The 25,027-nt window shown below is 58.1% G+C and carries 26 protein-coding genes and 1 pseudogene; 7 read left to right on the top strand and 20 right to left on the bottom strand.

Annotated elements, in window-relative coordinates:
• Positions 1 to 11 precede the first annotated feature (11 nt).
• The 12 genes from ACB042_RS12185 to trmJ form a co-directional block, all read right to left on the bottom strand.
• Complete coding sequence (locus ACB042_RS12185) at positions 12 to 1,115, bottom strand: bifunctional tRNA (adenosine(37)-C2)-methyltransferase TrmG/ribosomal RNA large subunit methyltransferase RlmN (protein ID WP_005344856.1); 1,104 nt, start codon at positions 1,113 to 1,115, stop codon at positions 12 to 14.
• 167 nt (positions 1,116 to 1,282) lie between these two features.
• Entirely contained in the window at positions 1,283 to 1,711 is a 429-nt protein-coding gene (gene ndk, locus ACB042_RS12180; RefSeq protein ID WP_005333805.1) for a nucleoside-diphosphate kinase, read from the bottom strand.
• Between the two features lie 267 nt (positions 1,712 to 1,978).
• Positions 1,979 to 3,262 (bottom strand): aminopeptidase PepB, encoded by a 1,284-nt coding sequence (gene pepB, locus ACB042_RS12175; protein ID WP_335874584.1) that lies wholly within the window; start codon positions 3,260 to 3,262, stop codon positions 1,979 to 1,981.
• Complete coding sequence (gene pepB / locus ACB042_RS12170; protein ID WP_371178484.1) at positions 3,259 to 4,563, bottom strand: aminopeptidase PepB; 1,305 nt, start codon at positions 4,561 to 4,563, stop codon at positions 3,259 to 3,261. The genes pepB (ACB042_RS12175) and pepB (ACB042_RS12170) overlap by 4 nt, the downstream gene beginning before the upstream one ends.
• A gap of 173 nt (positions 4,564 to 4,736) precedes the next feature.
• Complete coding sequence (gene fdx, locus ACB042_RS12165) at positions 4,737 to 5,075, bottom strand: ISC system 2Fe-2S type ferredoxin (RefSeq protein ID WP_005333808.1); 339 nt, start codon at positions 5,073 to 5,075, stop codon at positions 4,737 to 4,739.
• A gap of 1 nt (position 5,076) precedes the next feature.
• Complete coding sequence (hscA, locus tag ACB042_RS12160) at positions 5,077 to 6,924, bottom strand: Fe-S protein assembly chaperone HscA (protein WP_371178483.1); 1,848 nt, start codon at positions 6,922 to 6,924, stop codon at positions 5,077 to 5,079.
• Between the two features lie 28 nt (positions 6,925 to 6,952).
• The gene (hscB, locus tag ACB042_RS12155) at positions 6,953 to 7,471 is read right to left on the bottom strand and encodes a co-chaperone HscB (RefSeq protein ID WP_042013204.1); all 519 of its coding nucleotides are present in this window, start codon (positions 7,469 to 7,471) and stop codon (positions 6,953 to 6,955) included.
• Between the two features lie 118 nt (positions 7,472 to 7,589).
• The gene (iscA, locus tag ACB042_RS12150) at positions 7,590 to 7,913 is read right to left on the bottom strand and encodes an iron-sulfur cluster assembly protein IscA (protein WP_371178482.1); all 324 of its coding nucleotides are present in this window, start codon (positions 7,911 to 7,913) and stop codon (positions 7,590 to 7,592) included.
• Positions 7,914 to 7,928: 15 nt separating this feature from the next.
• A complete protein-coding gene (gene iscU / locus ACB042_RS12145) occupies positions 7,929 to 8,312 on the bottom strand; it encodes a Fe-S cluster assembly scaffold IscU (RefSeq protein ID WP_005333813.1) in 384 nt (127 codons plus the stop codon).
• A gap of 41 nt (positions 8,313 to 8,353) precedes the next feature.
• Entirely contained in the window at positions 8,354 to 9,568 is a 1,215-nt protein-coding gene (locus ACB042_RS12140; protein WP_371178481.1) for an IscS subfamily cysteine desulfurase, read from the bottom strand.
• 53 nt (positions 9,569 to 9,621) lie between these two features.
• Positions 9,622 to 10,125, bottom strand: a complete 504-nt coding sequence (iscR, locus tag ACB042_RS12135) for a Fe-S cluster assembly transcriptional regulator IscR (protein WP_026035025.1) — start codon at positions 10,123 to 10,125, stop codon at positions 9,622 to 9,624.
• A gap of 92 nt (positions 10,126 to 10,217) precedes the next feature.
• Positions 10,218 to 10,940: a tRNA (cytosine(32)/uridine(32)-2'-O)-methyltransferase TrmJ gene (gene trmJ / locus ACB042_RS12130; protein ID WP_005359790.1), complete on the bottom strand. Its 723-nt coding sequence runs from the start codon at positions 10,938 to 10,940 to the stop codon at positions 10,218 to 10,220.
• A 187-nt stretch (positions 10,941 to 11,127) separates the two neighbouring features.
• Here trmJ and ACB042_RS12125 point away from each other — a divergent pair, with 187 nt between their 5' ends.
• Positions 11,128 to 11,544: a hypothetical protein gene (locus ACB042_RS12125; protein WP_075115866.1), complete on the top strand. Its 417-nt coding sequence runs from the start codon at positions 11,128 to 11,130 to the stop codon at positions 11,542 to 11,544.
• On the opposite strand, the gene ACB042_RS12120 is transcribed toward ACB042_RS12125, so the two are convergent.
• Positions 11,497 to 12,030, bottom strand: a complete 534-nt coding sequence (locus ACB042_RS12120; RefSeq protein ID WP_042080117.1) for an SCP2 domain-containing protein — start codon at positions 12,028 to 12,030, stop codon at positions 11,497 to 11,499. The two genes, ACB042_RS12125 and ACB042_RS12120, sit on opposite strands and share 48 nt — an antisense overlap.
• 189 nt (positions 12,031 to 12,219) lie before the next feature.
• Between ACB042_RS12120 and ACB042_RS12115 the strand changes: the two genes are divergently transcribed.
• Together ACB042_RS12115 and ACB042_RS12110 are read left to right on the top strand one after the other, a co-directional pair.
• The gene (locus tag ACB042_RS12115) at positions 12,220 to 13,215 is read left to right on the top strand and encodes a peptidase U32 family protein (RefSeq protein ID WP_040066524.1); all 996 of its coding nucleotides are present in this window, start codon (positions 12,220 to 12,222) and stop codon (positions 13,213 to 13,215) included.
• Positions 13,216 to 13,226: 11 nt separating this feature from the next.
• Positions 13,227 to 14,099 carry a U32 family peptidase gene (locus tag ACB042_RS12110; protein ID WP_371178480.1) on the top strand — a complete coding sequence of 291 codons (873 nt, stop codon included), beginning with the start codon at positions 13,227 to 13,229 and terminating at the stop codon, positions 14,097 to 14,099.
• Positions 14,100 to 14,164: 65 nt separating this feature from the next.
• Here ACB042_RS12110 and nlpI read toward each other — a convergent pair whose 3' ends face one another.
• The 7 genes from nlpI to queA all read right to left on the bottom strand — a co-directional run bounded on the left by nlpI (position 14,165) and on the right by queA (position 21,134).
• On the bottom strand, positions 14,165 to 15,109 hold the full coding sequence (gene nlpI / locus ACB042_RS12105; protein WP_005351017.1) for a lipoprotein NlpI: 945 nt from the start codon (positions 15,107 to 15,109) through the stop codon (positions 14,165 to 14,167).
• A 90-nt stretch (positions 15,110 to 15,199) separates the two neighbouring features.
• Entirely contained in the window at positions 15,200 to 15,568 is a 369-nt protein-coding gene (locus tag ACB042_RS12100) for a rhodanese-like domain-containing protein (RefSeq protein WP_019446086.1), read from the bottom strand.
• Between the two features lie 84 nt (positions 15,569 to 15,652).
• Positions 15,653 to 16,600, bottom strand: a complete 948-nt coding sequence (gene secF, locus ACB042_RS12095) for a protein translocase subunit SecF (RefSeq protein ID WP_005337322.1) — start codon at positions 16,598 to 16,600, stop codon at positions 15,653 to 15,655.
• Positions 16,601 to 16,610: 10 nt separating this feature from the next.
• Positions 16,611 to 18,464, bottom strand: coding sequence for a protein translocase subunit SecD (secD, locus tag ACB042_RS12090; RefSeq protein WP_005337324.1), 1,854 nt, complete (start codon positions 18,462 to 18,464; stop codon positions 16,611 to 16,613).
• Between the two features lie 18 nt (positions 18,465 to 18,482).
• Positions 18,483 to 18,818: a preprotein translocase subunit YajC gene (yajC, locus tag ACB042_RS12085; RefSeq protein WP_005337327.1), complete on the bottom strand. Its 336-nt coding sequence runs from the start codon at positions 18,816 to 18,818 to the stop codon at positions 18,483 to 18,485.
• Between the two features lie 52 nt (positions 18,819 to 18,870).
• On the bottom strand, positions 18,871 to 20,007 hold the full coding sequence (gene tgt, locus ACB042_RS12080) for a tRNA guanosine(34) transglycosylase Tgt (protein ID WP_005337329.1): 1,137 nt from the start codon (positions 20,005 to 20,007) through the stop codon (positions 18,871 to 18,873).
• Between the two features lie 74 nt (positions 20,008 to 20,081).
• The gene (gene queA, locus ACB042_RS12075) at positions 20,082 to 21,134 is read right to left on the bottom strand and encodes a tRNA preQ1(34) S-adenosylmethionine ribosyltransferase-isomerase QueA (protein ID WP_005344678.1); all 1,053 of its coding nucleotides are present in this window, start codon (positions 21,132 to 21,134) and stop codon (positions 20,082 to 20,084) included.
• A 212-nt stretch (positions 21,135 to 21,346) separates the two neighbouring features.
• On the opposite strand from queA, the gene ACB042_RS12070 reads away from it, so the two are divergent.
• The 4 genes and pseudogenes from ACB042_RS12070 to ACB042_RS12055 form a co-directional block, all read left to right on the top strand.
• On the top strand, positions 21,347 to 21,793 hold the full coding sequence (locus ACB042_RS12070) for a CBS domain-containing protein (protein WP_013723842.1): 447 nt from the start codon (positions 21,347 to 21,349) through the stop codon (positions 21,791 to 21,793).
• Between the two features lie 705 nt (positions 21,794 to 22,498).
• Positions 22,499 to 23,065 (top strand): alkyl hydroperoxide reductase subunit C, encoded by a 567-nt coding sequence (gene ahpC, locus ACB042_RS12065; RefSeq protein WP_005337335.1) that lies wholly within the window; start codon positions 22,499 to 22,501, stop codon positions 23,063 to 23,065.
• A 124-nt stretch (positions 23,066 to 23,189) separates the two neighbouring features.
• Positions 23,190 to 24,770, top strand: a complete 1,581-nt coding sequence (gene ahpF / locus ACB042_RS12060) for an alkyl hydroperoxide reductase subunit F (protein ID WP_088869229.1) — start codon at positions 23,190 to 23,192, stop codon at positions 24,768 to 24,770.
• A 120-nt stretch (positions 24,771 to 24,890) separates the two neighbouring features.
• A pseudogene (locus ACB042_RS12055) lies at positions 24,891 to 25,027 on the top strand (IS3 family transposase); the annotation flags it as partial.

Genomic DNA, 25,027 nt, shown 5'->3' with positions numbered 1-25,027 from the left:
TGGCTTAGCATTTAAACCATTTTGACGGAAATCCCATCCTGTTGCATCCGATTTTTGATAGTTCGCTTGGTACGGTCAATCACGTCACCCACCAGCTGACCACAGGCAGCGTCGATGTCATCACCACGGGTCTTGCGGACAATTACGGTGAAACCGTACTCCATCAGCACCTTGGAGAAGCGATCGATACGGCTGTTGCTCGGCTTGCCGTAAGGGTTGCCCGGGAAGGGGTTGAACGGGATCAGGTTGATCTTGCTCGGAGTGTCCTTGAGCACCTTGGCCAGCTCGTGCGCATGCTGCATATCGTCATTGATATGATCGAGCAGCACATACTCGACGGTCACCCGACCACCGTTGGCATTGGATTTGGCCAGGTAACGACGGACACCGGCGAGGAACTCCTCGATGTTGTACTTGTCGTTGATCGGCATGATCTCTGAACGCAACTTGTCGTTCGGAGCGTGCAGGGAGATAGCCAGCGCCACGTCGATCTGGTCGCCCAGCTTGTCCAGCGCAGGTACCACGCCAGAGGTGGAGATGGTCACCCGGCGCTTGGAGATACCAAAGCCGTAGTCATCCATCATCAGACGCATGGCGGGTACCACGTTGGCGAGGTTGAGCAGCGGCTCGCCCATCCCCATCATCACCACGTTGGTGATGGGACGCTTGCCACCGACCACGCGGGCCGCACGCCACACCTGACCGATGATCTCGGAGACTTTCAGATTGCGGTTGAAGCCTTGTTGAGCCGTGGAGCAGAACTTGCACTCCAGCGCACAGCCAACTTGAGAGGAGACGCAGAGGGTCGCGCGGTCATCTTCCGGGATGTAGACGGTCTCGACCTCCTGATCGCCCACCTGCAGAGCCCACTTGATGGTGCCATCGGCAGAGCGCTGCTCGCGGCTGATCTCGGGCGCCTTGATCTCGGCGATCGCCTTGAGGCGCTCTTTGAGCACCTTGTTGACGTTGGTCATCTGATCGAAATCATCACACCCAAAGTGATAGATCCACTTCATGACCTGATCTGCCCGGAATGGCTTCTCGCCCAGTTCGACGAAAAAGGCACGCATGGCATCCCGATCAAGATCCAGCAGGTTGATTTTTGTTTCGCTCATCAATGGCCTCAGTTCAAACACTTCATCAATTATTGGCTGACGACGTCAGGGGGCGGCATTGTACAAATAATGGGTCTGGCTTTCCACCTGGAGAATAGAGGGATATTGCGTAAACGGCGAAAACAACAAAGGGAGCCGAGGCTCCCTTGGGTCATCATCCACAAAAATCAGCCGCGCGGGCAGATCTCGTTGTCAGAGAAGAAGTAGGCAATTTCGCGGGCAGCGGATGCCGGTGCATCGGAGCCATGCACTGCGTTGCGATCGATGCTCTCGGCATAACAGGCACGCAAGGTACCAGCCAGCGCCTCTTTCGGGTTGGTAGCACCCATGATCTCGCGATTGCGACGGATGGCGTCTTCCCCTTCCAGCACCTGCACCATGACAGGGCCAGAGGTCATGAAGCTGACCAGATTGTCATAAAAAGGCTTGCCCTGATGCTCGGCATAGAAACCGGCAGCCTGTTCACTGCTCATGTGCAGCATTTTGGATGCCACCACTTTCAAGCCTGCGCTTTCGAAACGGCTATAGATGGCACCGATCAGGTTCTTGCTGACAGCATCCGGTTTAACGATAGAGAAGGTACGTTCGATGGCCATTGATATCTTTCCTTAACTACAGAGTTTTATTGTTAGAATCCATGTTCGCTGGCGATTATACGTAAACAAAAACCGGAAAAACACACAAACGAGCAACTTTTTATTAAACATCACTCCCTTGCAATCAACATCCACACTCATCTTGACCGAGCAGAGCCGGAAAATATGTGCGCTTGCGCACGATAGTTACCTTAAGCCGCCAAAACCCCATCTTTTGTTCACAATTCGAACAGCATGAAAAAGGCACCCGAAGGTGCCTTGTCTCGCCTATTTGGCTTCCGCCAGCAAGGCCCGCGCTATGGTGCGCATCCCCAGAGTATTAGCTCCCGGCGCCCAGAGGGCATCGCCGTTGTCACTGAAGCAGGCGGCCAGATCGATATGCAACCAGCCCATCCCTTCGTTGGCAACGAAACGGGAGAGGAAACCCGCCGCGTTGGAGGCGCCACCCGGCCCGCCCCCCTTCACCGGACGGCTGTTGGCCGTGTCGGCGTAATGGGAGGGGCACTGCTGGCGGTGCCAGGGCTCCAGCGGCAGCGGCCAGGCAGGCTCATGCTCAGAATCGGCATAGGTCATTGCGCGGCTTACCAACCCTTTGTCGAGGCCGAACAGAGCATTGTAGCGCCCACCCAGCGCCATCACGGCTGCGCCGGTCAGGGTCGCGGCATCGATGATCAGCGGTGCGCCGGACTCGCTCGCCAGTTGCAGGCCGTCGGCCAGCACCAGCCGCCCCTCGGCATCGGTATTCACAATCTCGACCGTGGTGCCGTTCTTGTAGGTGAGGATGTCGCCCAGCTTGTAGGCGTGGCCGGAGACCAGGTTCTCGGCGCAGCAGAGGATCAGCTTCACCCGCTTGTCGAGCCCGCGCAGCATAGCCAGCGCCAGCGCACCGGTGACAATCGCCGCACCACCCATGTCGCACTTCATGGTGAGCATCCCCTCGGAGCTCTTCATGGAGTAGCCGCCGGAGTCAAAGGTGATCCCCTTGCCCACCAGCGCTGCCGCCACCGGCGCCTTGGGGTCACGCCCCGGGTTGAAGTCGAGCTCCAGCAATACCGGTTCGCGCGCACTGCCGCGACCCACCTGATAGAGGCCGACCCAGCCCGCCTGTTGCAGCGCTTCGCCTTTCAAAATACGATGACTCACCTTGTCCGGCGCCAGCTCGGTTATAAAGGAGGCAGCTTCCACCGCCAGCTCCAGCGGGCCCAACTGCTCCGGGGTGGCATTGGTCATCTCGCGCACCCAGCGGCCGCAGAGCCAACGCGCTTCCAGCTCCTCTCTGTCCTCTTCCGAGGACATGGCCCACTGCAGTTGCACCTCCGCCTTGGGGGTTTGCAGCCCTTGGGCAAAGGCCCACTGCTGTTCACGCTCCCAGTGACCAGCCAGGGTCACTTTCTGGATCCCCTGCTGGCAGAGGCGACGGGCCGCCTGCTGGATATCGAGCAGCGGATTGGCCGTCACCAGATGGATCACCATGCCGTCGGCACGGTGAGAGAGCAGCGCCCCCTCCCCCCACTCGGCCGGTGCAAATTCACGACTTAACCAGACATTCATGCGGTCACCTCCTGCAGCCAGCGTGCGATGGTGCGCAGACCGTGGCCCTTGGCGCCGGTTGCCCAGAGATCGTTGCCCGATTTCTGATAGGAGGCCGCCAGATCCAGGTGCACCCAGCCCTTGCCCTCATCGCGCACGAAGCGGGAGAGAAACGCAGCAGCCGTGGTGGCACCGGCTGTGCCCTCTGCCGAGGCGACGTTGCCCAGATCGGCAAAGGCCGAGGTGAGCTGGCTGGCATGCCAGGGCTCCAGCGGCAGCGCCCACGCCTGCTCGTTTTCCACCTTGGCGGCGGCCAGCGCACGCTGCTGTTCGGTCTCATCGAGGGCAAACACCGCATTATAATCGCGCCCCAGCGCCATCTTGGCGGCGCCGGTCAGGGTGGCTGCGTCAAGGATATAAGCTGCACCGCTATCGGAGGCTGCCATCAGGCCATCGGCCAGTACCAGACGACCTTCCGCATCGGTATTCTGGATCTCGACCGAAACCCCATTCTTGTAAGTGAGGATGTCGCCCAGCTTGAAGGCGTGGCCGGAGACCAGGTTCTCGGCGCAGCAGAGAATGAGCTTCACCCGCTGGTTCAGGCCGCGGCTGATAGCCAGAGCCAGCGCGCCGGTCACCATGGCCGCGCCGCCCATGTCGGACTTCATCAGCAGCATGTTGTCAGAGGACTTCATGGAGTAGCCACCGGAATCAAAAGTGATCCCCTTGCCCACCAGCGCCGCCACCACGGGCGCATTGCGATCACCGGTCGGGTTGTAGTCTAGCTCCAGCAGCACAGGCTCGCGCTCGCTGCCACGGCCAACCGACCAGATCCCGATATGGCCGGACTCGCGCAGCGCTTCACCGGCGGTGATGCGGGCAGTAACCTGATCCCCGGCCAGACCACGAATGAGCAACAGGGCCGATTCCGCCAGACTCATGGGGTAGATCTCTTCCGGACAGCCATTGGTGATGTCACGTACCCAGCGAGCCGCCTTGAGCAGCGCATCCAGTTCACGGGCTTCCGCGTCGCTCTGCTGGCCAAAATCCAGTTCACGCGCTCCCTTGGCGGCGTAGAACCCCTGGGCGAACGCATAGCGACGCTCCAGATCCCAGCCTTCACCGACCAGCGTCACCCGCTTGATCCCGCTCGATTCGAGGCGACGGGCGGCGCGCTGAACGGTGCGCAGAACATCCTTCTCCTGACCGGCGGCACCAAGATGGATCAGTGCCTCGTCGCCATTGAAACTGAGCTGGGCGCCCTCGCCCCAATAGGCGGCCGCAGCCTGGGTGGATAACGCTACCTTCATCATGTCAGCCATCGTGTTTGCTTCCTTTTTACTGGCACTATGTATAAGCACTCTTTATGGGAAAGAGCTTATTGGCAAAGAGAGAATAACGAATACAAAAAAGGCCGTGCCCACGAGGGTCACGGCCTTCCACCATATCACTGAAGCACCACAGGATGCTGCACGTGCAATTCACTCATGTGTAATTAATGGCGTTCAGAGGCAAGGTTCAGGGTGTACTTGGGCAGTTCCACCACCAGATCCTCGTCCGCCAGTTTTGCCTGGCAGCTGAGACGGGATTCCGGCTCCAGCCCCCACGCCTTGTCCAGCATGTCGTCTTCCAGCTCGTCACTTGGCTCGAGCGAGTCAAAGCCCTCGCGCACCACGCAGTGGCAGGTGGTGCAGGCACAGGATTTCTCGCAGGCGTGCTCGATTTCGATACCGTTGCGCAGCGCCACATCCAGAATGGTCTCGCCGCTTTGCCCCTCGAGGGCGGCGCCATCCGGACAGAGTACGGGATGAGGAAGAATGATCAGTTTTGGCATATTACACCTTGTTGACGTTTTGTCCGGTCAGCACCTTGCGGATGGAGGCGTCCATCCGGCGGGCTGCAAACTCGCCACTGACAGCATCGGCTGCCTCAATGGCTTCTTTGATTTGATGGGTTGCGCCGCTGTTGCGTATGGTCAGCAGATGGGCGATGGCGGCATCAATCTCGGCACGCTCGGCAGCATTGAGCAGGGCATCGCCATCGGCGGCCAGCGCCGCATTGAGACTCTCGACCACCCGGTCGGCTTCAACCTGCTGCTCGGCCAGCATGCGGGCATCCATATCCTGCTGGGCGTTCTCGATGGAGGCACTCAGCATGTTGAGGATATCCTGCTCCGCCAGCCCGTAAGAGGGCTTGACCTGGATCTCGGCCTGCACGCCGGAGGATTTCTCCATGGCGCTGACCGAGAGCAGACCATCCGCATCCACCTGGAAGGTGACGCGAATATGGGCGGCGCCGGCTGCCATCGGCGGAATACCGGTCAGGGTAAAGCGGGCCAGGGAGCGGCAATCGGCTACCAACTCGCGCTCACCCTGTACCACGTGAATGGCCATGGCGGTCTGACCATCCTTGAAGGTGGTAAACTCTTGGGCGCGGGCAACCGGAATGGTGGTGTTGCGCGGGATCACTTTCTCGGCGAGGCCACCCATGGTCTCCAGACCCAGTGATAGCGGGATAACGTCCAGCAGCAGCATCTCGGCATCGGGCTTGTTGCCCACCAGAATATCGGCCTGGATGGCGGCGCCAATGGCGACCACCTTGTCCGGATCGATGCTGGTCAGCGGCGTACGCTGGAAGAACTCGCCCACCAGTTCACGCACCAGCGGCACCCGGGTGGAGCCACCGACCATCACCACTTCCAGCACTTCCACCTGCTCGAGACCGGCATCGCGCAGGGCGCGGCGACAAGCCAGCAAGGTCCGTTTCACCAGCGGGGTGATGAGTTCATCAAACTGGCTACGGCTCACTGAACCCTGCCAGCCAGCAAAGGTGCACGCCACCTGCTCGGCATCGGTCAGGCCGTGTTTGACGGCAGCGGCCACATCCAGCAGCTCGCGCTGCAGATGGGCATCCAGCTCGCCGGAGAGGCCCGCTTGCTCCTTGATCCAGTCCGCCAGCAGGTGATCAAAATCATCACCGCCGAGGGCGGAATCGCCGCCGGTCGCCATCACTTCAAACACACCGCGGTGCAGACGCAGGATGGAGATATCGAAGGTGCCGCCCCCCAGATCGTAAACCGCGATCACCCCTTCCTGACCGGAGTCAAGGCCATAGGCAATCGCGGCCGCGGTCGGCTCGTTGAGCAGTCGCAGCACGTGCAGACCGGCCAGACGGGCCGCATCCTTGGTGCCCTGACGCTGGGCATCATCGAAATAGGCGGGCACGGTAATGACCACGCCATCGAGATCGCCCCCGAGTGTCTGGGCGCCACGCTCGGCCAGCTTTTTGAGAATTTCGGCAGATACCTGCACCGGATTGACCAGCCCCTGACGGGTTTGCAGTTGCGGCATGCCATTGTCGGCGGCAACAAACTGGTAAGGCTGCTGGCGGGTATCGATATCGGCCAGCGCCTTGCCCATCATCCGTTTGACCGAGACGATGGTGTTGTGAGGATCGAGCGCAGCTTCGCGCTTGGCATCAATCCCGACTCGAATGGCGTCGCTTTGATAGTGCACCACTGACGGGAGCAGGTCGCGCCCTTGCTCATCGCAAAGGGTATCGGCGTGACCACTGCGAACCGCAGCGACGAGAGAGTTGGTGGTGCCGAGATCGATCCCGACGGCACGTTTGTGCTGATGAGGAACAGCGCTCTGGCCGGGTTCGGCGATTTGCAGTAATGCCATGGGTAATGAAACTTCCAGCGTTAAAGGATCAAGACTCGAGAAGCGAGTCTTCGAATCGTTCCAGCTCTTCGAGGAGCTTGTCGACAAACTTGAGTTTGCGAACGCAATCAGCGGCAACGAGATCTTTGCCAGCGGCAAGAGACTCGGTCAGCTGCTGCATCAACATCTGGTGATCATGCCTGATCTCGCTGCGAAAATCCTTGATGGCGCGCTCAGGGTCGGCGTCATCTTTCAGATCGGCCAGACGCTCGCGCCACTCCAGCTGCTGCATCAGAAACGCGGTATCTTGCAGAGTCTGCTGTTCACCACGGATATCAGTGCCACGCAGGGAGAGCAGATATTCGGCACGGCGCAGCGGCGCCTTGAGGGTGGTGAATGCTTCGTTGATCTGGGCGGCACGTTGCACCGCAGCCAGCTGCTCCCGTTCGGGGGCGGTGGCAAAACGATCAGGATGGAATTGGGTTTGCAGCTGGCGGTAGGTATCAGCCAACTGACGGGTATCGAGCTCGAAGCCTTCAACCAGCCCAAACAGCTCGAAATGATTCATGCAAACCTCTTGGAAACGTTCGCCACTACCTCACTCGCCCCAGGCAAATGAGATGTGGTTGAACGGGTCATGGACAACCCGCTCAACCACAGACGAAGGATCATTGACGTCAAACATCTCAGACACTGAAGCTTTCGCCGCAACCACACTCGCCCTTGGCGTTGGGGTTGTTGAACTGGAAGCCCTCGTTGAGGCCCTCCTTGACGAAATCCAGCTCGGTGCCATCCAGATGGATCAGGCTCTTGGCATCAACAATAATCTTGACGCCATGCTGCTCGAACACCTGATCCTCATCGGTCAGTTCATCAACGAACTCAAGCACGTAGGCCAGACCGGAGCAGCCGGTGGTTTTGACGCCGAGGCGCAGGCCAATGCCCTTGCCCCGGTTAGCCAGAAAAGAGGAAACCCGTGCCGCGGCGGCATCTGTCATGGTAATAGCCATACTGCTCTCCGGCGCTTAGAGACCTTTCTTCTGCTTGTAATCGGCGATGGCGGCCTTGATGGCGTCCTCAGCCAGAATGGAGCAGTGGATCTTCACCGGTGGCAGGGCCAACTCTTCAGCGATATCTGTGTTCTTGATGCCAGCCGCTTCGTCCAGGGTCTTGCCCTTGACCCATTCGGTCACCAGGGAGCTGGAGGCGATGGCGGAACCGCAGCCGTAGGTCTTGAACTTGGCATCTTCGATGATGCCTTCGTCGCTGATCTTCAATTGCAGCTTCATCACGTCGCCACAAGCGGGCGCACCGACCATGCCGGTTGCAACGCTGGGATCATTCTTGTCAAAACCACCGACGTTGCGAGGATTCTCGTAGTGGTCGATTACTTTTTCACTGTAAGCCATATCTCACTCCTGCTAATTCTGTTGCTCACTGACCCGGTGGATCAGTGATGAGCCCATTCGACCGTGTTCAGATCGACGCCGTCTTTGTACATCTCCCACAGGGGGGACATCTCGCGCAGACGACCGATGGAGTCACGAATAAGCTTGACCGCGTAGTCAATCTCTTCCTCGGTGGTGAAGCGACCCATGCTGAAACGGATGGAGCTGTGTGCCAACTCATCGTTCAGACCCAGTGCGCGCAGCACATAGGAGGGCTCCAGGCTGGCGGAGGTACAGGCCGAACCGGAAGAGACCGCCAAATCTTTCAGCGCCATGATGAGGGATTCCCCTTCCACATAGGCAAAGCTGACGTTGAGGTTGCCCGGAACACGCTGATCCAGATCGCCATTGATGTAGACGGCTTCAATATCCTTGATGCCATTCCACAGACGCTGGCGCAGAGCAAAGATGCGCTCGCCTTCACTCACCATCTCTTCTTTGGCGATGCGGAAAGCTTCGCCCATCCCGACGATCTGGTGGGTCGGCAGAGTACCGGAACGCATGCCGCGCTCGTGGCCGCCACCGTGCATCTGGGCTTCCAGACGAACGCGGGGTTTGCGGCGAACAAACAGTGCACCGATCCCTTTCGGACCATACACCTTGTGTGCTGAGACGGAGAGCAGGTCCACTTTCAGTGCTTCCACATCTACCGGGATCTTGCCCACACTCTGAACGGCATCCACGTGCAGCAGGATCTTGCGGGAGCGGCACAACTCGCCGATGGCGGCAATGTTCTGAACCACGCCGATTTCGTTGTTCACATGCATGATGCTGACCAGGATGGTGTCATCACGCATGGCATTCTCGATCATCTCGATAGTGAACAGGCCGTTGGGCATCGGCTCAAGATAGGTCACCTCGAACCCTTCACGCTCCAGCTGGCGACAGGTATCGAGCACCGCCTTGTGTTCGGTCTTGGAGGTGATGATGTGTTTGCCCTTGCTGGCATAGAAGTGGGCAACACCCTTGATGGCCAGGTTATTGGATTCGGTCGCACCGGAAGTGAAGACGATCTCGCGGGGATCGGCACCGATCAGATCTGCCACTTGATTACGGGCCAGATCCACCGCCTCTTCGGCTTGCCAGCCAAAGCGGTGAGAACGGGAAGCCGGATTGCCGAACAGGCCATCCATGGTGAGACACTGCATCATTTTTTCTGCGACACGCGGGTCCACCGGACAGGTTGCCGAATAATCAAGGTAAATAGGCAGTTTCATGTTTTTCTCCGTCACAGTCCGGGTCATACAGAGTCCCGCTGTGGAAAGCACGTTTATAGTTGGACTTTCAAGCTCACATCGCCGTGTTCTGCCCGATCAACCAGGGACAACACGGTCTTCATTTGTTCATCTTGCTTGCCGGCAATCCGGCGCACATCGGCCTGGCGTACCAGCTCGGCCAGGGTAATATCCCCGAGGAAGCTGGAGATCCGCTCGCTCAGGTCGCGCCACAGGGAGTGAGTCAGGCACTGGGTACCACCGTGGCAACCGCCCTTGCCGAGGCACTTGGTGGCATCGACCGACTCATCGACCGCAGTGATCACCTGACCAACCGAAATCTCGCCTGGGGCCAACCCGAGGCGATAACCACCGCCCGGGCCACGCACGCTGCTCACCAGACCATGTTTGCGCAGGCGGGCAAAGAGCTGCTCGAGATAGGACAACGAGATGCCCTGGCGCTCGGAAATATCGGCAAGGGGGACGGGCCCCTGCTCTGCATGCAGCGCCACGTCGAGCATGGCGGTTACAGCGTAACGTCCTTTTGAAGTCAGTCTCATGTGCCTTACCGTCTTGCGAAGCAATTTAATGGGGCACATGGTCACATACCCGACCAAATCAGTCAAGTATATGGTTGAGTAAATCAGTCGGATTAATCCGGTACGCGCGCTTTCTGCACCGAGGTCAGAATACCGCGCAGGATGTTGAGCTCAGCTGCTTCCGGCCGAGCCCGATTGAACAAGCGACGCAGCTTGCTCATCACGTGACCCGGATGGTCATCGGCAATAAAACCGGTCTTCATCAGGGTTTGTTCCAGGTGCTGATAAAACCCTTCCAGCTGGGCGGCACTCGGATAGGCCATCTCATCTTCAGGCTCGGCGGCCTGCCCCTGCAGCCAGCGCATCCGCACTTCGTAACAGAGGGTCTGCACCGCCATGGCCAGATTGAGAGAGCTGTAATCAGGATTGGCCGGAATGGCCACGTGGTAGTGGCACTTTTGCAATTCGTCGTTGGTGAGACCGGTGCGCTCACGACCAAACACCAGCGCGACCGGGTGCTGCATCCCCTCAACCACCGACTTTTCGCCGGCCTCACGGGGATCGAGCATGGGCCAGCTCAGGGTTCGAGAGCGGGCGCTGGTGCCAATCACCAGACCACAATCGGCGATCGCGTCGTCCAGAGTCGGGACGATACGGGCATTGGCAAGCACATCGCTGGCACCAGCCGCCAGGGCGAAGGCATTGTCATCCGGCAAGGCTTGCGGATCAACCAATACCAGCTGGGTCAACCCCATGGTCTTCATGGCGCGTGCCGCAGACCCCATGTTGCCGGTATGAGAGGTGTTTACCAAAACGATACGAATCTGATCCAACATGCCCAGTCAATCTTCAGTCAAAAATGGCGCGCAATTGTAACATAAGAGAACACCATGTTGGCACCGTAAAAGCCGAGCCATTTCAGAACAAAACCACCCGTTTGTATAACAAACCAGCATGAGGGAAGTGAGAGGGGGGGACTAAACTTGATGGATATCCGATAAACGGCACAGGAGACACAACGCCATGCTTCCTCCCTTTATCTATGAGAGATTACCCAGCCTCTACCTGCTGGCAGCCATTGCCATTATTACGTTGAGTGATCAGCCCCTGCTCTGGTTTGCAGGCGCCTTGCTGTTTATCGCCGGAGCGGTGACCTGGATGATGCGCTCCAGCTACCGGCGTACCGACCTGATTATCTTTCCGAGCAAACGCTGGCTGCAGCCGGAGTGGCTGTATGAAGCGCAGCCCTTCATCTGGCTGGCTGCGGGGCTGGCCATGTCACAGCTGCCCGCCCCTGCGGCACTCATCGCCTTGGTGCCCTGTCTGTGGGCCTGTCGTTGCCTCTGGGCACGGCACCATTATCGTCGCCATGCCCATGGGGTGATTGTCCACTTAAGACGGGATCCCGCCCGGCGCCGTCTGCACCGGAACCTGCGCTGACTCGGTGCGGGCGCGTTCGATAAACGTCGCCAGATCCATCAGGGGATACTTCATCAGGCTCGGCAAGCCATCGAGATCCAGACTGTCCATCAGGTTTTTCACCTCAAGGCCCAGTTCTGTATCCCCTTCTATCTTCAGCTTGCGCTGGAAAAAGAGCGAGTCAGGATCCTCTTTGCGACCAGCGATGAGGATCAGGTCGTTGGCCGTACCGCTGAAGCAGACATCGGCCTTGTCACACTCGCGAGCCACCACCAGCTGGCCATTCTGCTCACTGATAAACCAGCACAACTCCAGATCAGAGACTTCGACTTTCAGCCACTTGTCTGCCAGAAACTCGAAATCACCATCTTCGATAGCCTCTTTGAAAACCCGGGCCAGCAAACTCTCCATCAGCTGCTTTTGCAGATTGAACGGAACCAGCTTGAGGGGATGGCGCAAGAAGCGCGGAGCCTGTTCGACCAGGCGGCGTTGCAGTTGTTGAAACACGATAGACTCCCTTTTTTGCGCATTCAAACACAGGGAGAGTGGCAAGATCCTGTTGGAAATCAAACTTGTGCAGGGTTACCTCAAGAAGGGTAAAGCCACACAAAGCTGCCTCAGGTCAAAAAGCGGGAGTGCATGGCTGCATACAATCAGGGCTCGTTTGCCCTTCATATGCACTCTCGGAGCGTACCAATGGAATTACTCTGTCCGGCAGGCAGTTTGCCGGCACTGAAAACCGCCGTGGATAACGGGGCCGATGCCGTTTATATCGGTTTCAAGGATGACACCAATGCCCGCCACTTTGCCGGTCTCAACTTTACCGACAGCAAACTGGAGAAGGCGGTAGATTATGTGCATCAACATGGTCGCAAGCTGCATATTGCCATCAATACCTTTGCCCATCCCGGGGCCGATACTCGATGGAAACAGGCGGTTGATCGCGGGGTGGCCCTCGGCGCCGATGCGTTAATCATCGCCGATCTCGCCGTGCTGGAATATGCCAGCCGCCACTACCCCGAGATGGAACTCCATGTCTCGGTGCAGGCCAGCGCCACCAATACCGCCGCCATTCGCTTCTATCAGCAGCAATTCAATGTTACACGGGTGGTGCTGCCCCGGGTGCTCTCCATGCATCAGGTCAAGCAACTGGCCCGCGAAACCGATGTTGGCCTTGAGGTATTCGCCTTTGGCAGCCTCTGCATCATGGCCGAGGGGCGCTGCTATCTCTCCTCCTACATGACTGGCGAGAGTCCCAACACCGTCGGCGCCTGCTCACCGGCCAAGTTCGTCCGTTGGGAAGAGACCCCGAATGGTCTCGAGTCGCGGCTCAACGAGGTGCTGATCGACCGCTATGGCCCGGGCGAAAATGCTGGCTATCCGACCCTGTGCAAGGGGCGTTTCGACGTGGATGGCCAGACCTACCACGCGCTGGAAGAGCCCACCAGTCTCAATACCCTGGGTCTCCTGCCCGAGCTCTTCAAGACCGGGATCCAGTCGGTCAAGATTGAAGGGCGCCAGCGCAGCCCCGCTTATGTGGAGCAAGTGACCCGGGTCTGGCGTGCGGCCATCGATGCCTATCAGGCCAATCCCGAGGCCTATCAGGTTAAAGCTGAGTGGGATGCCCAGCTCGCCCGCGTCTCCGAAGGTAGCCAGACTACCCTCGGCGCCTACCATCGTCAGTGGCAATAAGGAGTCCACCCATGCAATTTTCTCTCGGGCCTCTGCTCTTCTACTGGCCCAAAGCCGATACCGAAGCCTTTTACCATGCCGCCGCCGATAGTCAGGCCGACATCATCTATCTGGGAGAGACCGTTTGCAGCAAGCGGCGCGAACTCAAAGCCGATGACTGGATTGCGCTGGCCCGTCAGGTCGCCAGCTCCGGCAAGCAGGTGGTGCTCTCGACCCTCGCCCTCATCTCGGCCCCTTCCGAGCTCAAGGAGGTGAAGCGGCTGGTCGACAATGGCGACCTGATGGTCGAAGCCAACGATCTCGGTACGGTGCAACTCGCCTGGGAGGCAGGTCTCCCCTTCGTCTGTGGCCCCGCCATCAACGCCTATAACGCCGATGTGCTGCGCATGCTGCTTAAACAGGGGATGAAACGCTGGGTCATGCCGGTTGAACTGTCCCGTGACTGGCTGATCCAGCTCAATCAGGATCTGGGCACCCTGCGCGACCAATTTGAGGTCGAGGTGTTTGCCTACGGCCATCTGCCGCTCGCCTATTCGGCGCGCTGCTTCACCGCCCGCTCCCTCGACAAACCGAAAGACAACTGCGAGCTCGCCTGCATCAACTACCCCACCGGACGACTGGCCAACAGCCGCGAGGGGCAACGGGTGTTCAATCTCAACGGGATCCAGACCCAGTCCGGTTACTGCTACAACCTGGGTAACGAGCTGGCTGGTATGGAAGGTCTGGTAGATGTGGTCAGGCTTTCGCCGCAAGGGATGGAGACGCTGGAGATGCTGGCCCGCTTCAAAGCCAACCGGCAGGGCCAGGCTCCCCTCCCCTTGCAGCAAGGAAGCGACTGCAACGGCTACTGGCGCCAGATCCCCGGCATGAGCCTGGTGGAGTAAACCCGCCATACGCCCAACAAAAAGGCCTCATCGCGAGGCCTTTTTTACCACTATCTGGCAGTAGATCAGGAGGGCTGATCACCCTTGTTACGAGCGCTCTGGGCACCTGGCGGCAAGGGCTTGCGCGCCATCAACTCCAGCTCCAGCAACGCATAGCGGTGCTCGATGAAGTCATAGACGTTGTTGGATAATGCCAGCTTGAAGTAGCTGATGGCTTCCTTGCGGTTACCTTTGCCCAGCTCGAACTTGCCCAGATAGAAGTAGGTTTCACACAGGCGCTCGGCAAGCTCCCGGTTATCCTTCACCCCTTTCACCACGTTGCCCATCAGCTGGGAAGCGTTGATCTCGCCGGTATAGAGGCGAACCAGATCCCAGTTCCAGGCATCGTCATCGTACTTGTTGAGACGCTCGCGCATCCGGCTCATGGCGGCCGACGGGTCGAGTTTCTGCTCAGCCAGATAGAGCCAGATCACCCGATAGGGGTCTTCCGGCTGCGCCTCGTAGAAACGCTTCATATCGGCCGCGGCCAGCTCGGGACGGTTACCGTAATAGAGGGCGATGCCACGGTTGAGATAGGCATAGTCATAGTCCGGCGCCAGTTCGAGGGCGGAATCGAACGCATCATAGGCTTCGTCGTAATTCTGCTGCTGTACCAGATAGACGCCGATGAAGTTGTAGGCTTCGGCGAAATCCGGTTTCTCCCGCAGGGCACGGTTGAAATCGAGCCGCGCGAGGGAACGCAGACCAACCCGATCAAACACCACGGCACGCTCATAGAACAACTCTGCCCGTTGCTCGGTGGTCAGTTCCATTTCACTGAGCATCTGCCCGAGTCGGGCGAGCGCCAGCTCACTCTGGTAGGAGACCTGCAGGGGGGTCGCCAACACCAGTGAAGCAGGCTGCGGCTTGGGAACCTTGGGGGTGTTAACCTGACTGCTACTGCTGCAACCCCACATGGGAAGCAACAACAGGATACCGAGGAGGTATCCAATCCCTTTCCTGACGTTCAATGAACACTCCGACGCTTACGCTTGACCCCGCATATGGTAAAGGTCAACTGCCGCTTTGTCATGTAGCTGTGCCCCTCTACCTCAAATAAATCAGGATTCGACAGGGTATCCGGCATCGCACCAACCGCGAAACCCGCCGTCGACGCTGATCACCTTGCGATAACCCATCTGTTGCAGGTTGTCCGCCGCCAGAATGGAGCGAAAACCACCACCACAATAGAGGTAGAGCTCGGTCTCGAGATCCGGGAACTGGGTCTCGATATCCCGCTCAATCACGCCACGACCCAGATATCGGGCACCGGGCAGATGGCCTTTGGCCCACTCGCTCTCTTCCCGCACGTCGATCAGGTGAAACGTGCGCCCTTCATCCTGCCAGCGCTTGATCTGGTGAACATCGGTTTCGGTGATGCGGGAGCGGATCCCGTCAACCAGCGCCAAAAAACGGGGATTGTGATGCATGACAAACTCCTGTTGTTTAAATCATGTGCGTCAGCAAACGACACGCAGAGATAAGAAAAGAGCGCCATGAGGCGCTCTTCACTGTTACGGCAGGATTTCCTGTTGGTCCGCACCCTCTTTCTCTACCTGGGTTGGCAGCATGTGCTCGCGCTTGACGCCGAGGAACATGGCAAACGCACTCGCCACATAGATGGAGGAGTAGGTACCGAACGCCACACCGATCACCATGGCCACGGCAAAACCGTGGATCAGCGCACCGCCCTTGAGCAGCAGCGCCAGCACCACTATAAAGGTAAGGCCGGAGGTGATAATGGTACGACTCAGGGTCTCGGTCATGGAGAGATCCAGGATGTATTCGGTATCCCCTTTACGCACCTTGCGGAAGTTCTCCCGCAAGCGGTCGAACACCACGATAGTATCGTTCAGGGAGTAACCCACCAGGGTCATCAGCGCCGCCAGTACGGTCAGGTCGAACTCGTACTGGAAGTAGGCAAAGACCCCCAGCGTGATCACCACGTCGTGCACCAGAGAGAGAATCCCCCCCAGCGCCAGACGCCATTCGAAACGCACTGCCACGTAGGCCAGGATACAGAGGATGGAGGCCAGCATGGCCAGCGCACCGTCTGTCGCCAGTTCATCACCCACGGAAGGGCCGACGAACTCGACGCGTTTGAGCACTGCGCCCTCGTCGAGCTGCTTGGCCGCCGCCAGCACTTCGTTACCCTGTTGTTCTACCTTGACCCCCTCTTTCGGGGTCAGGCGGAACAGCACGTCACGGCTGGAGCCAAAGTGTTGCAGGGTTGCCCCTTCAATCTTCTGCTCTTCCAGAGCGTCATGGATCTTGTCCAGGCTCACCGACTGCTGGAACCCCACCTCGATGGTGGTACCACCGGTAAAGTCCAGACCCCAGTTCAGACCCCGATCAAACAGGAAGAACAGGGCTACCACCATCAGCACGGAAGAGAAAACCACACCCGGCTTGGCATAGCGCATAAACGGGATCGGTTTTTCAAAATGTAGAATCTGAAACATCTCTCTATCCTCAGATGGGCAGCTTGTCGATACGCCGTCCACCCCAAGCCAGGTTGATAATGGCACGGGAAACTGTGATGGCAGTAAACATGGAGGCGGTCAGACCAATGCCCAGCGTCAGGGCAAAGCCCTTGATGGCGCCGGTGCCGATACCGAACAGGATCACGCAGGTGATCAGCGAGGTCACGTTGGAGTCGGCGATGGTGGAGAATGCCCGATCAAAGCCCAGATGGATGGCTTGCTGAACACCCCGACCGTTGCGGATCTCTTCACGAATACGCTCGTAGATCAGTACGTTGGCATCCACCGCCATACCCAGCGTCAGGACGATACCGGCGATACCCGGCAGTGTCATGGTGGCCCCCGGGATCATCGACATGATGCCGACAATCAACACCAGGTTCATACAGAGCGCCAGGTTGGCAACCCAGCCAAACGCGCGGTAGTAGATCCCCATGAACAGCACGATCACCAGCATGGCCCAGCCGATGGCTTCCATACCGCTGTCGATGTTCTGTTGACCCAGGCTCGGGCCAATGGTGCGCTCTTCCACGATCTGGATCGGGGCGATCAGGGCACCGGCACGCAGCAGCAGCGCCAGGTTGTGGGCTTCGTTGGCGTTGTCGATACCTGTGATACGGAACTGGCTGCCAAGACGCGACTGGATGGTGGCGACGTTGATCACCTCCTCCTGCTTGCGGAACTTGCGCTTGCCATCCGGACCAGGTTGACCGACCGGCTTGTACTCGATGAAGACGGTCGCCATCCCTTTACCGACGTTGTCCTTGGTAAAGTTGGCCATCTTGTTGCCACCCTGGCCATCCAGCTTGATGTTGACCTGGGGACGGCTGTACTCGTCGAAACCGGACTGGGCACCCACGATGTGGTCACCGGTCAGGATCACCCGCTTTTGCAGCACCACGGGACGACCGTTGCGATCGTTATAGACCTTGGAGCTGGGCGGGACACGGCCGTCGGCCGCAGCCTGGATGTCGGCAGTCTCATCGACCATGTGGAACTCCAGGGTCGCGGTTGCCCCCAGGATCTCCTTGGCGCGGGCGGTATCCTGAATACCGGGCAGTTCAACGACAATGCGCTCGGCGCCTTGCTGTTGTACCAGCGGCTCGGCCACACCCAGTTCGTTGACCCGGTTACGGATGATGGTGATGTTCTGCTCGAGGGCGTACTTCTTCACTTCCTTGATCTTGGCTTCGCTCAGACCAGCCAGCAGGATGAACTCATCCCCTTTCTGCTCGGTAGTGAAGGTCAAATCAGGGTTCTGACGACGCAGATGAGAAACGGCGCGTTCCTGATCGGCTTCGTCACGGAAGATCACCTGCACCTGATCACCGACCCGGCGTACGCCGGAGTAACGGATCTTCTGGGTGCGCAGCTCGGAGCGGAAATCCTGCACCATCTGCTCTTGCTGCTTGGTCAGTGCTTCGGCCATGTCCACTTCCATCAGGAAGTGCACACCACCGCGCAGATCAAGACCCAGCTTCAGAGGCGCCGCACCGATGGCTTCGAGCCAGGCGGGAGTGGAAGGTGCCAGGTTGAGTGCGGTAATGAAGTTGTCGCCCAGCTTGTTGGCAACGATATCGCGCGCCTTCAGCTGGTCTTCGGTGTTCTTGAAACGGATCAGGATAAAACCGTGCTCGAATGCAGCATGTTTGACCGGGATCTTGGCCGCTTCAAGGGTCTCTTTCACCAGATCAAGAGTATCTAGCTTGACTTCGGCACCACGGCTGGCAGAAACCTGCAAAGCCGGATCTTCGCCGTAAAGATTGGGGGCTGCATATAGAAAACCGATGGCGATCACCAGGATCACCATCAGGTATTTCCACAGCGGATAGCGATTCAACACGCTGTGCTCCTTGGGAGATTAAAGGGACTGGATAGAACCCTTGGGCAGAACGGCAGAGACGAAGTCCTTTTTGATGGTGACTTGTGTCTGGTCGTTCAGGGCGATCACCAGGTAATCGCTGTCTGCAGCCACTTTGGCAATTTTGCCAACCAGGCCACCGGAAGTGAGCACTTCATCACCCTTGGACAAGGAGCTCATCAGATTGCGATGATCCTTGGCACGCTTGGCCTGGGGACGATAGATCATGAAGTAGAAGATCAGGCCGAATACGGCCAGCATGATGATCATTTCCATACCACCACCCTGTGCACCCGGTGCTGCGCCTTCTGCATACGCCTTGGAGATAATGCTCATTTAACAACCTCTTATTGATGTAGATTTAAAAAAACAAAGTTATATGTTGTTGTTATTTAACGTCATTTTCAGCTAACGGAGGCACAGGCTTCCCTTGCCGACGGTAAAACTCTGTTACAAAGTCGTCTAATTTACCCTGCTCGATCGCGTCCCGCAAACCCTGCATCACACGCTGGTAGTAACGCAGGTTATGAATCGTATTCAGACGGGCACCGAGGATCTCGTTGCACTTGTCCAGATGGTGCAGGTAGCTGCGGCTGTAGTTCTTGCAGGTGTAGCAATCACACTCGGCATCCAGGGTGCTGGTGTCGTTGCGGTGCTGGGCGTTGCGGATCTTCACCACGCCATCGGTGGTGAACAGGTGGCCGTTGCGGGCGTTGCGAGTCGGCATGACGCAGTCGAACATGTCGATACCACGGCGCACCCCTTCCACCAGATCTTCCGGCTTGCCGACACCCATCAGGTAGCGCGGCTTGTCAGCCGGAATTTTCGGGCAGACGTGCTCGAGGATGCGGTGCATGTCCTCTTTGGGTTCACCCACGGCCAGACCGCCGACCGCATAACCGTCGAAACCGATCTCCAGCAGCCCCTTGAGGGAGACATCCCGCAGATCTTCGTAGACCGAGCCCTGAATGATGCCGAACAGGGCGTTCTTGTTGCCCAACGCATCAAACTTGTCGCGGGAGCGCTTGCCCCAGCGCAGGGACATCTCCATGGACTTGCGCGCTTCTTCATAAGTGGCCGGGTACGGGGTGCACTCGTCGAAGATCATCACGATGTCGGAGCCCAGATCGTACTGGATCTCCATGGACTTCTCGGGGTCGAGGAAGATCTTCTCGCCATTGATGGGGTGACGGAAGTGGACGCCCGCTTCGGTGATCTTGCGAATATGGCCCAGGCTGAACACCTGGAAACCACCGGAGTCGGTCAGGATCGGGCCCTGCCAGTTCATGAAATCGTGCAGATCGCCGTGGGCACGCATCACTTCCTGACCCGGGCGCAGCCAGAGGTGGAAGGTGTTACCCAGCAGGATCTGGGCACCGGTTTCACGCACTTCTTCAGGGGTCATCCCCTTGACGGTACCGTACGTCCCGACCGGCATAAAGGCCGGCGTTTGTACCACACCACGTTCGAAGACCAGTTGACCGCGACGGGCACGGCCGTCGGTGGTTTTCAGTTCAAATTTCATTGCTACCTCGGCTGCGTCAGATAAACAGTCTGACAATAGGAGGGCCGCTCACGGCCCGGTAAATAAGCTGAAGCTTATGCTTCAACCTGGCGACGGGTGACGAACATGGCGTCCCCGTAGCTGAAGAAACGGTACTGCCCGGCCACGGCTGCCTGATAGGCCGCCATCACGTTGTCATAACCGGCAAAGGCGCTGACCAGCATGATCAGAGTCGACTCCGGCAGATGGAAGTTGGTGACCATGGCATCGACAATCTGGAACTGATAGCCAGGGAAGATGAAGATATCGGTGTCACTAAAGAAGGGCGCTAGCGGTTTGCCCTGCGCCAGGGTGACCTTGGCCGCGCTCTCCAGCGAACGCACCGACGTGGTCCCCACCGCGATCACCCGACCACCACGGGCACGGGTGGCCGCGATGGCATCCACCACCTCTTGCGGCACTTCCGCATACTCGGAGTGCATATGGTGATCTTCAATCTTCTCAACCCGCACCGGCTGGAAAGTCCCCGCCCCTACATGCAGGGTGACGAAGGCCGTTTCAACCCCTTTGGCCCGAATTTTCTCAAGCAGCGGCTCATCAAAGTGCAGACCGGCGGTCGGCGCGGCAACGGCGCCCGGCTTTTGATTGTAAACGGTCTGGTAGCGCTCCTTGTCGGCATCCTCGTCGGGACGGTCGATATAGGGGGGCAGCGGCATGTGGCCGATGGCCTCCAAAATTTCCAGCACCGGACGCGGGTCGAGGAAGTGGATCTCGAACAGAGCGTCGTGGCGGGCGCGCATCTCTGCCTCCACACCACCATCCATGATCATCCGGGTGCCGGGCTTGGGCGCCTTGGAGGCCCGGACATGGGCCAGCACGCTGTGCTCGTCCAGAATGCGCTCGACCAGTACCTCCAGCTTGCCGCCGCTGGCCTTCTGGCCAAACATGCGCGCCGGAATGACACGGGTGTTATTGAATACCAGCAGGTCACCCGGATTGAGCTGATCCAGCACATCCACAAATTGACCGTGGCGCAGGGCGCCAGTTTGACCATCGAGCTGCAACAGGCGGCTGGCGGTACGCTCTGCCATCGGATAGCGGGCAATCAGCTCGTCTGGCAGATCAAAATGAAAATCGGATACTTGCATCTTTCACCTCGGGGGGAATCGGCGGCTAGTCTAGTTATCCCCATCTTCCAAGGCAACCCAAAAGACCAAAAACCCAAGAGAGACAAGGGGTAGCGAGCAATATTGAGACACACCTCCGGTTAATGATTCTTTAATGTTCTGTATTGACCCTGATCATGTTTTGCCAATGGGCGCTGGGCTAGGGTGAAAGCAGATACACAAGGAGGCCCACCATGATGACCCTATCCGAAATCATGACCGAACACCCCTTCACTCTGGGTCCGTCAAACAGTGTCAAACAGGCGATGGACCTGATGCAGCAGGAGCGGATCCGCCACATTCCCATCGTCGACGAGCAGCACCACCTGCTGGGGCTGGTGACCCTCACCGATATCCTGGCCACCCGGGAATCCAAGCTACTGCTCATCAGCCCGGAGCGGGAAGCAGAATTTACCGACAGCGTGCAACTCGACGAGATCATGACACGGCAAGTGGCGAGCGTAGATCCTCACGCCGGTATCAAGGAGGCGGCACTCTACCTGCAGCGCCACAGATATGGCTGCCTGCCGGTACTCAAAGGACGCAAGCTGATCGGCATTGTCACCGAGTCGGACTTCATTGCCGTGGCCATCAACCTGCTGGAATTGATGGAAGAGCAGGAACCACCTACCGACTTTTGACAGATCAGTATGTAATTAAATTACAATAAAAGCGTTTTCAGCCGTCTAAATAAGCTTAAATGATGAAACACTTTCATTTTGATTGAAAAATTACACCAAATGCTTGCCTTGTGATCTGCGTCACACTATCATCCCTCTCATGCAATAGTTGCCGAGGGGGAGACGAGGGATTGTGCACCCATTATCTTCCTCTCATATGTCTGCAAGTTTGCACACCCCGTAGTTAGTCTTTGCTGTAAAGCATTTGTTTATATAGCCATTCCTTGTTTGATGACCCGGCCCTGTCGTTGCGATAGCGCCGGGATTTTTTTATCTGCGCTTTTCGGCTTCCCCCTTACCAGCACATCCCCCATCGCTGCGAACAGCTGCCTCAACCTCCTGCACCATCTGTTTGCTCCATATCTTTGCACCACCGTTTATCTCATCGCGTCATCGTGGCTCTGCACACCCCTTCTTATGCCTTGAAAAGGCGATGTAGCGCACAGATATTGAACCACGACAAGGAGTTATCTCAGTAGGCCAGAGATATTCATGTTAGGTACAGCCATAGTGAGCTATCTAATAAGTAGATTCAAGTGATTCAAAATTGCGGCTTTTATCGATTAGCGGAAGCCCCTATGATGAATCCATCGAAAGTTAAGCGCCTCGTCTGGCAAGACTCTTCAACACCAGACCGGCATATGTACATCACCAAGGAGCAATTACATGTCTACCTACATCAACACTGAAATCAAGCCGTTCAATGCTACCGCCTACCACAATGGCAAATTCGTTCAGGTGTCTGACGCTGACCTGAAAGGCAAGTGGTCCGTGGTCTTCTTCTACCCGGCTGACTTCACCTTCGTTTGCCCGACCGAGCTGGGCGACCTGGCTGACAACTACGCAGAATTCCAGAAACTGGGCGTCGAGATCTACTCTGTCTCTACCGATACCCACTTCACTCACAAAGCATGGCACGACACTTCTGACACCATTCAGAAGATCCAGTACCCGATGATTGGTGACCCGACTGGTACCATCACCCGCAACTTCGGCGTGATGATCGAAGAAGCTGGTCTGGCTGACCGCGGTACCTTCGTAATTGACCCGCAGGGCATCATCCAGATCGTCGAGATCAACGCTGGCGGCATCGGCCGTGACGCACTGGAACTGCTGCGCAAAGTCAAAGCTGCCCAGTACGTTGCCTCCCACCCGGGTGAAGTGTGCCCGGCTAAATGGAAAGAAGGCGAAGCCACTCTGGCCCCGTCCCTGGACCTGGTAGGCAAGATCTAAGCCTCCCGCTTCCAAGACCGGCCCGCATAAGGGCCGGTTTTGTTTCCGGCCCCAAGCAAAGGCGCCGGTCTGCTTTACGGCTTACATCTCACGCCGACCCGCAATCACAAGAAGGAATTCGAAGATGTTGGATACCAACCTCAAACAACAGCTGAACACCTATCTGCAGTACATCGTCAATCCCATCGAGATCAGCGTGTCCGGCAACGACAGCGACAAATCTGCAGAGCTGCTGGCACTGGCCAGCGAGATCGCCGAGATGTCCCCCAAGATCACCCAGACCTCTGGCACTGCCGCTCGCAAGCCTTCCATGAGTGTCGCGCCGCAGGGCCAAGCCCCGCGCGTTCACTTTGCCGGCATCCCCATGGGTCATGAATTTACCTCTCTGGTGCTCGCCCTGCTGCAAAGCGGCGGCCACCCCTCCAAGGCCGATGCGGCCGTGCAGGAGCAGATCCGCAATCTCAAGGGTGAGTTCCACTTCGAGACCTATATCTCCCTCTCCTGCCACAACTGCCCGGACGTGGTGCAGGCGCTGAACCTGATGGCGACCCTGAACCCCGGCATCACTCACACCATGATTGACGGCGCCCTGTTCCAGGAGGAAGTTGCCGAGCGTCAAATCATGGCGGTACCGAATGTCTACCTGAACGGCCAACCGTTCAGCCAGGGCCGTATCTCGCTGGAAGAGATCGTCGCCAAACTCGACACCGGTGCCGCCGAGCGCAAGGCCGCCGAGCTGAATGAGAAAGCTCCCTACGATGTGCTGGTGGTAGGCGGTGGCCCGGCTGGCGCCGCAGCGGCCATCTATGCCGCCCGTAAAGGCATTCGCACCGCCATCGTTGCCGAACGTTTCGGTGGTCAGGTGATGGACACCATCGGCATCGAGAACTTTATCTCAGTGCCCTACACCGAAGGCCCCAAGCTGGCCGCCAGCCTGGAGCAGCACGTCAAACAGTACGGCGTGGAAGTGATAACCGAACAGCGCGCCGCCGCCATCAGCAAAGATGGATATGTGAACGTGGATCTCGCCTCTGGCGCCACCTTGAAGAGCCGCGCCGTGATCCTGGCTACCGGTGCCCGCTGGCGTGACCTGAACGTGCCGGGCGAGCTCGAGTACCGCACCAAGGGCGTGGCCTACTGCCCGCACTGCGATGGCCCCTTCTTCAAGGGCAAGCGAGTGGCGGTGATCGGTGGCGGTAACTCCGGCATCGAGGCTGCGATCGACTTGGCTGGCATCGTCGAACACGTCACCGTGGTGGAATTTGCCGATACCCTGCGTGCCGATGAAGTGCTGCAGAAGAAGGCTCGCTCCATGGGCAATATCGACATCATCATGAGCGCGCGCACCACCGAAGTGATCGGTGATGGCAGCAAGGTGGTCGGTATGGACTACGAAGATCGCACCACCGGTGAGATCAAACACCTGGCGGTGGCGGGGATCTTCGTCCAGATCGGCCTGGTACCGAACACCGAGTTCCTGAAAGGGAGCGAGATTGCCCTGACCCGCTTTGGCGAGATCGAGATCGATACCAAAGGGGCGACCTCCCTGCCCGGCGTCTACGCCGCAGGGGATGCCACCACGGTACCGTTCAAGCAGATCATCATCTCCATGGGTGCTGGCGCCACCGCCGCACTGGGTGCGTTTGATTACCTCATCCGCAACCCGGCGCCGGAAGCGACCAAGGCTGATGCTGTGACCGCCTGATAAACCCCGCCAACAAAAAGCCGACGCTCGATTAAGTAAACACGAGCGTCGGCTTTTTTATATCTGCTGTCCCGTCCTGAATATGGTTTACACCTTTCCCCCCAATAAATGGAGAACCCGATGGGACAAGGTGTGAAACGGACACTGCGCGATTACTCGCTGACTTTTAAACTGGCGCTGGTCGAGCAGATTGAAAAAGGCGAGCTCACCTACAAACAGGCTCAGGTGCGTTATGGCATTCAGGGCCGCTCCACCGT

Origin of the sequence: Aeromonas sp. S13(2024) (genome assembly GCF_041402405.1) — a bacterium.
In the GTDB taxonomy this organism is placed as follows: domain Bacteria; phylum Pseudomonadota; class Gammaproteobacteria; order Enterobacterales; family Aeromonadaceae; genus Aeromonas; species Aeromonas veronii.
Note: the sequence above shows the minus strand (reverse complement) of the source record. Positions and strands in the feature narration are given on the sequence as shown.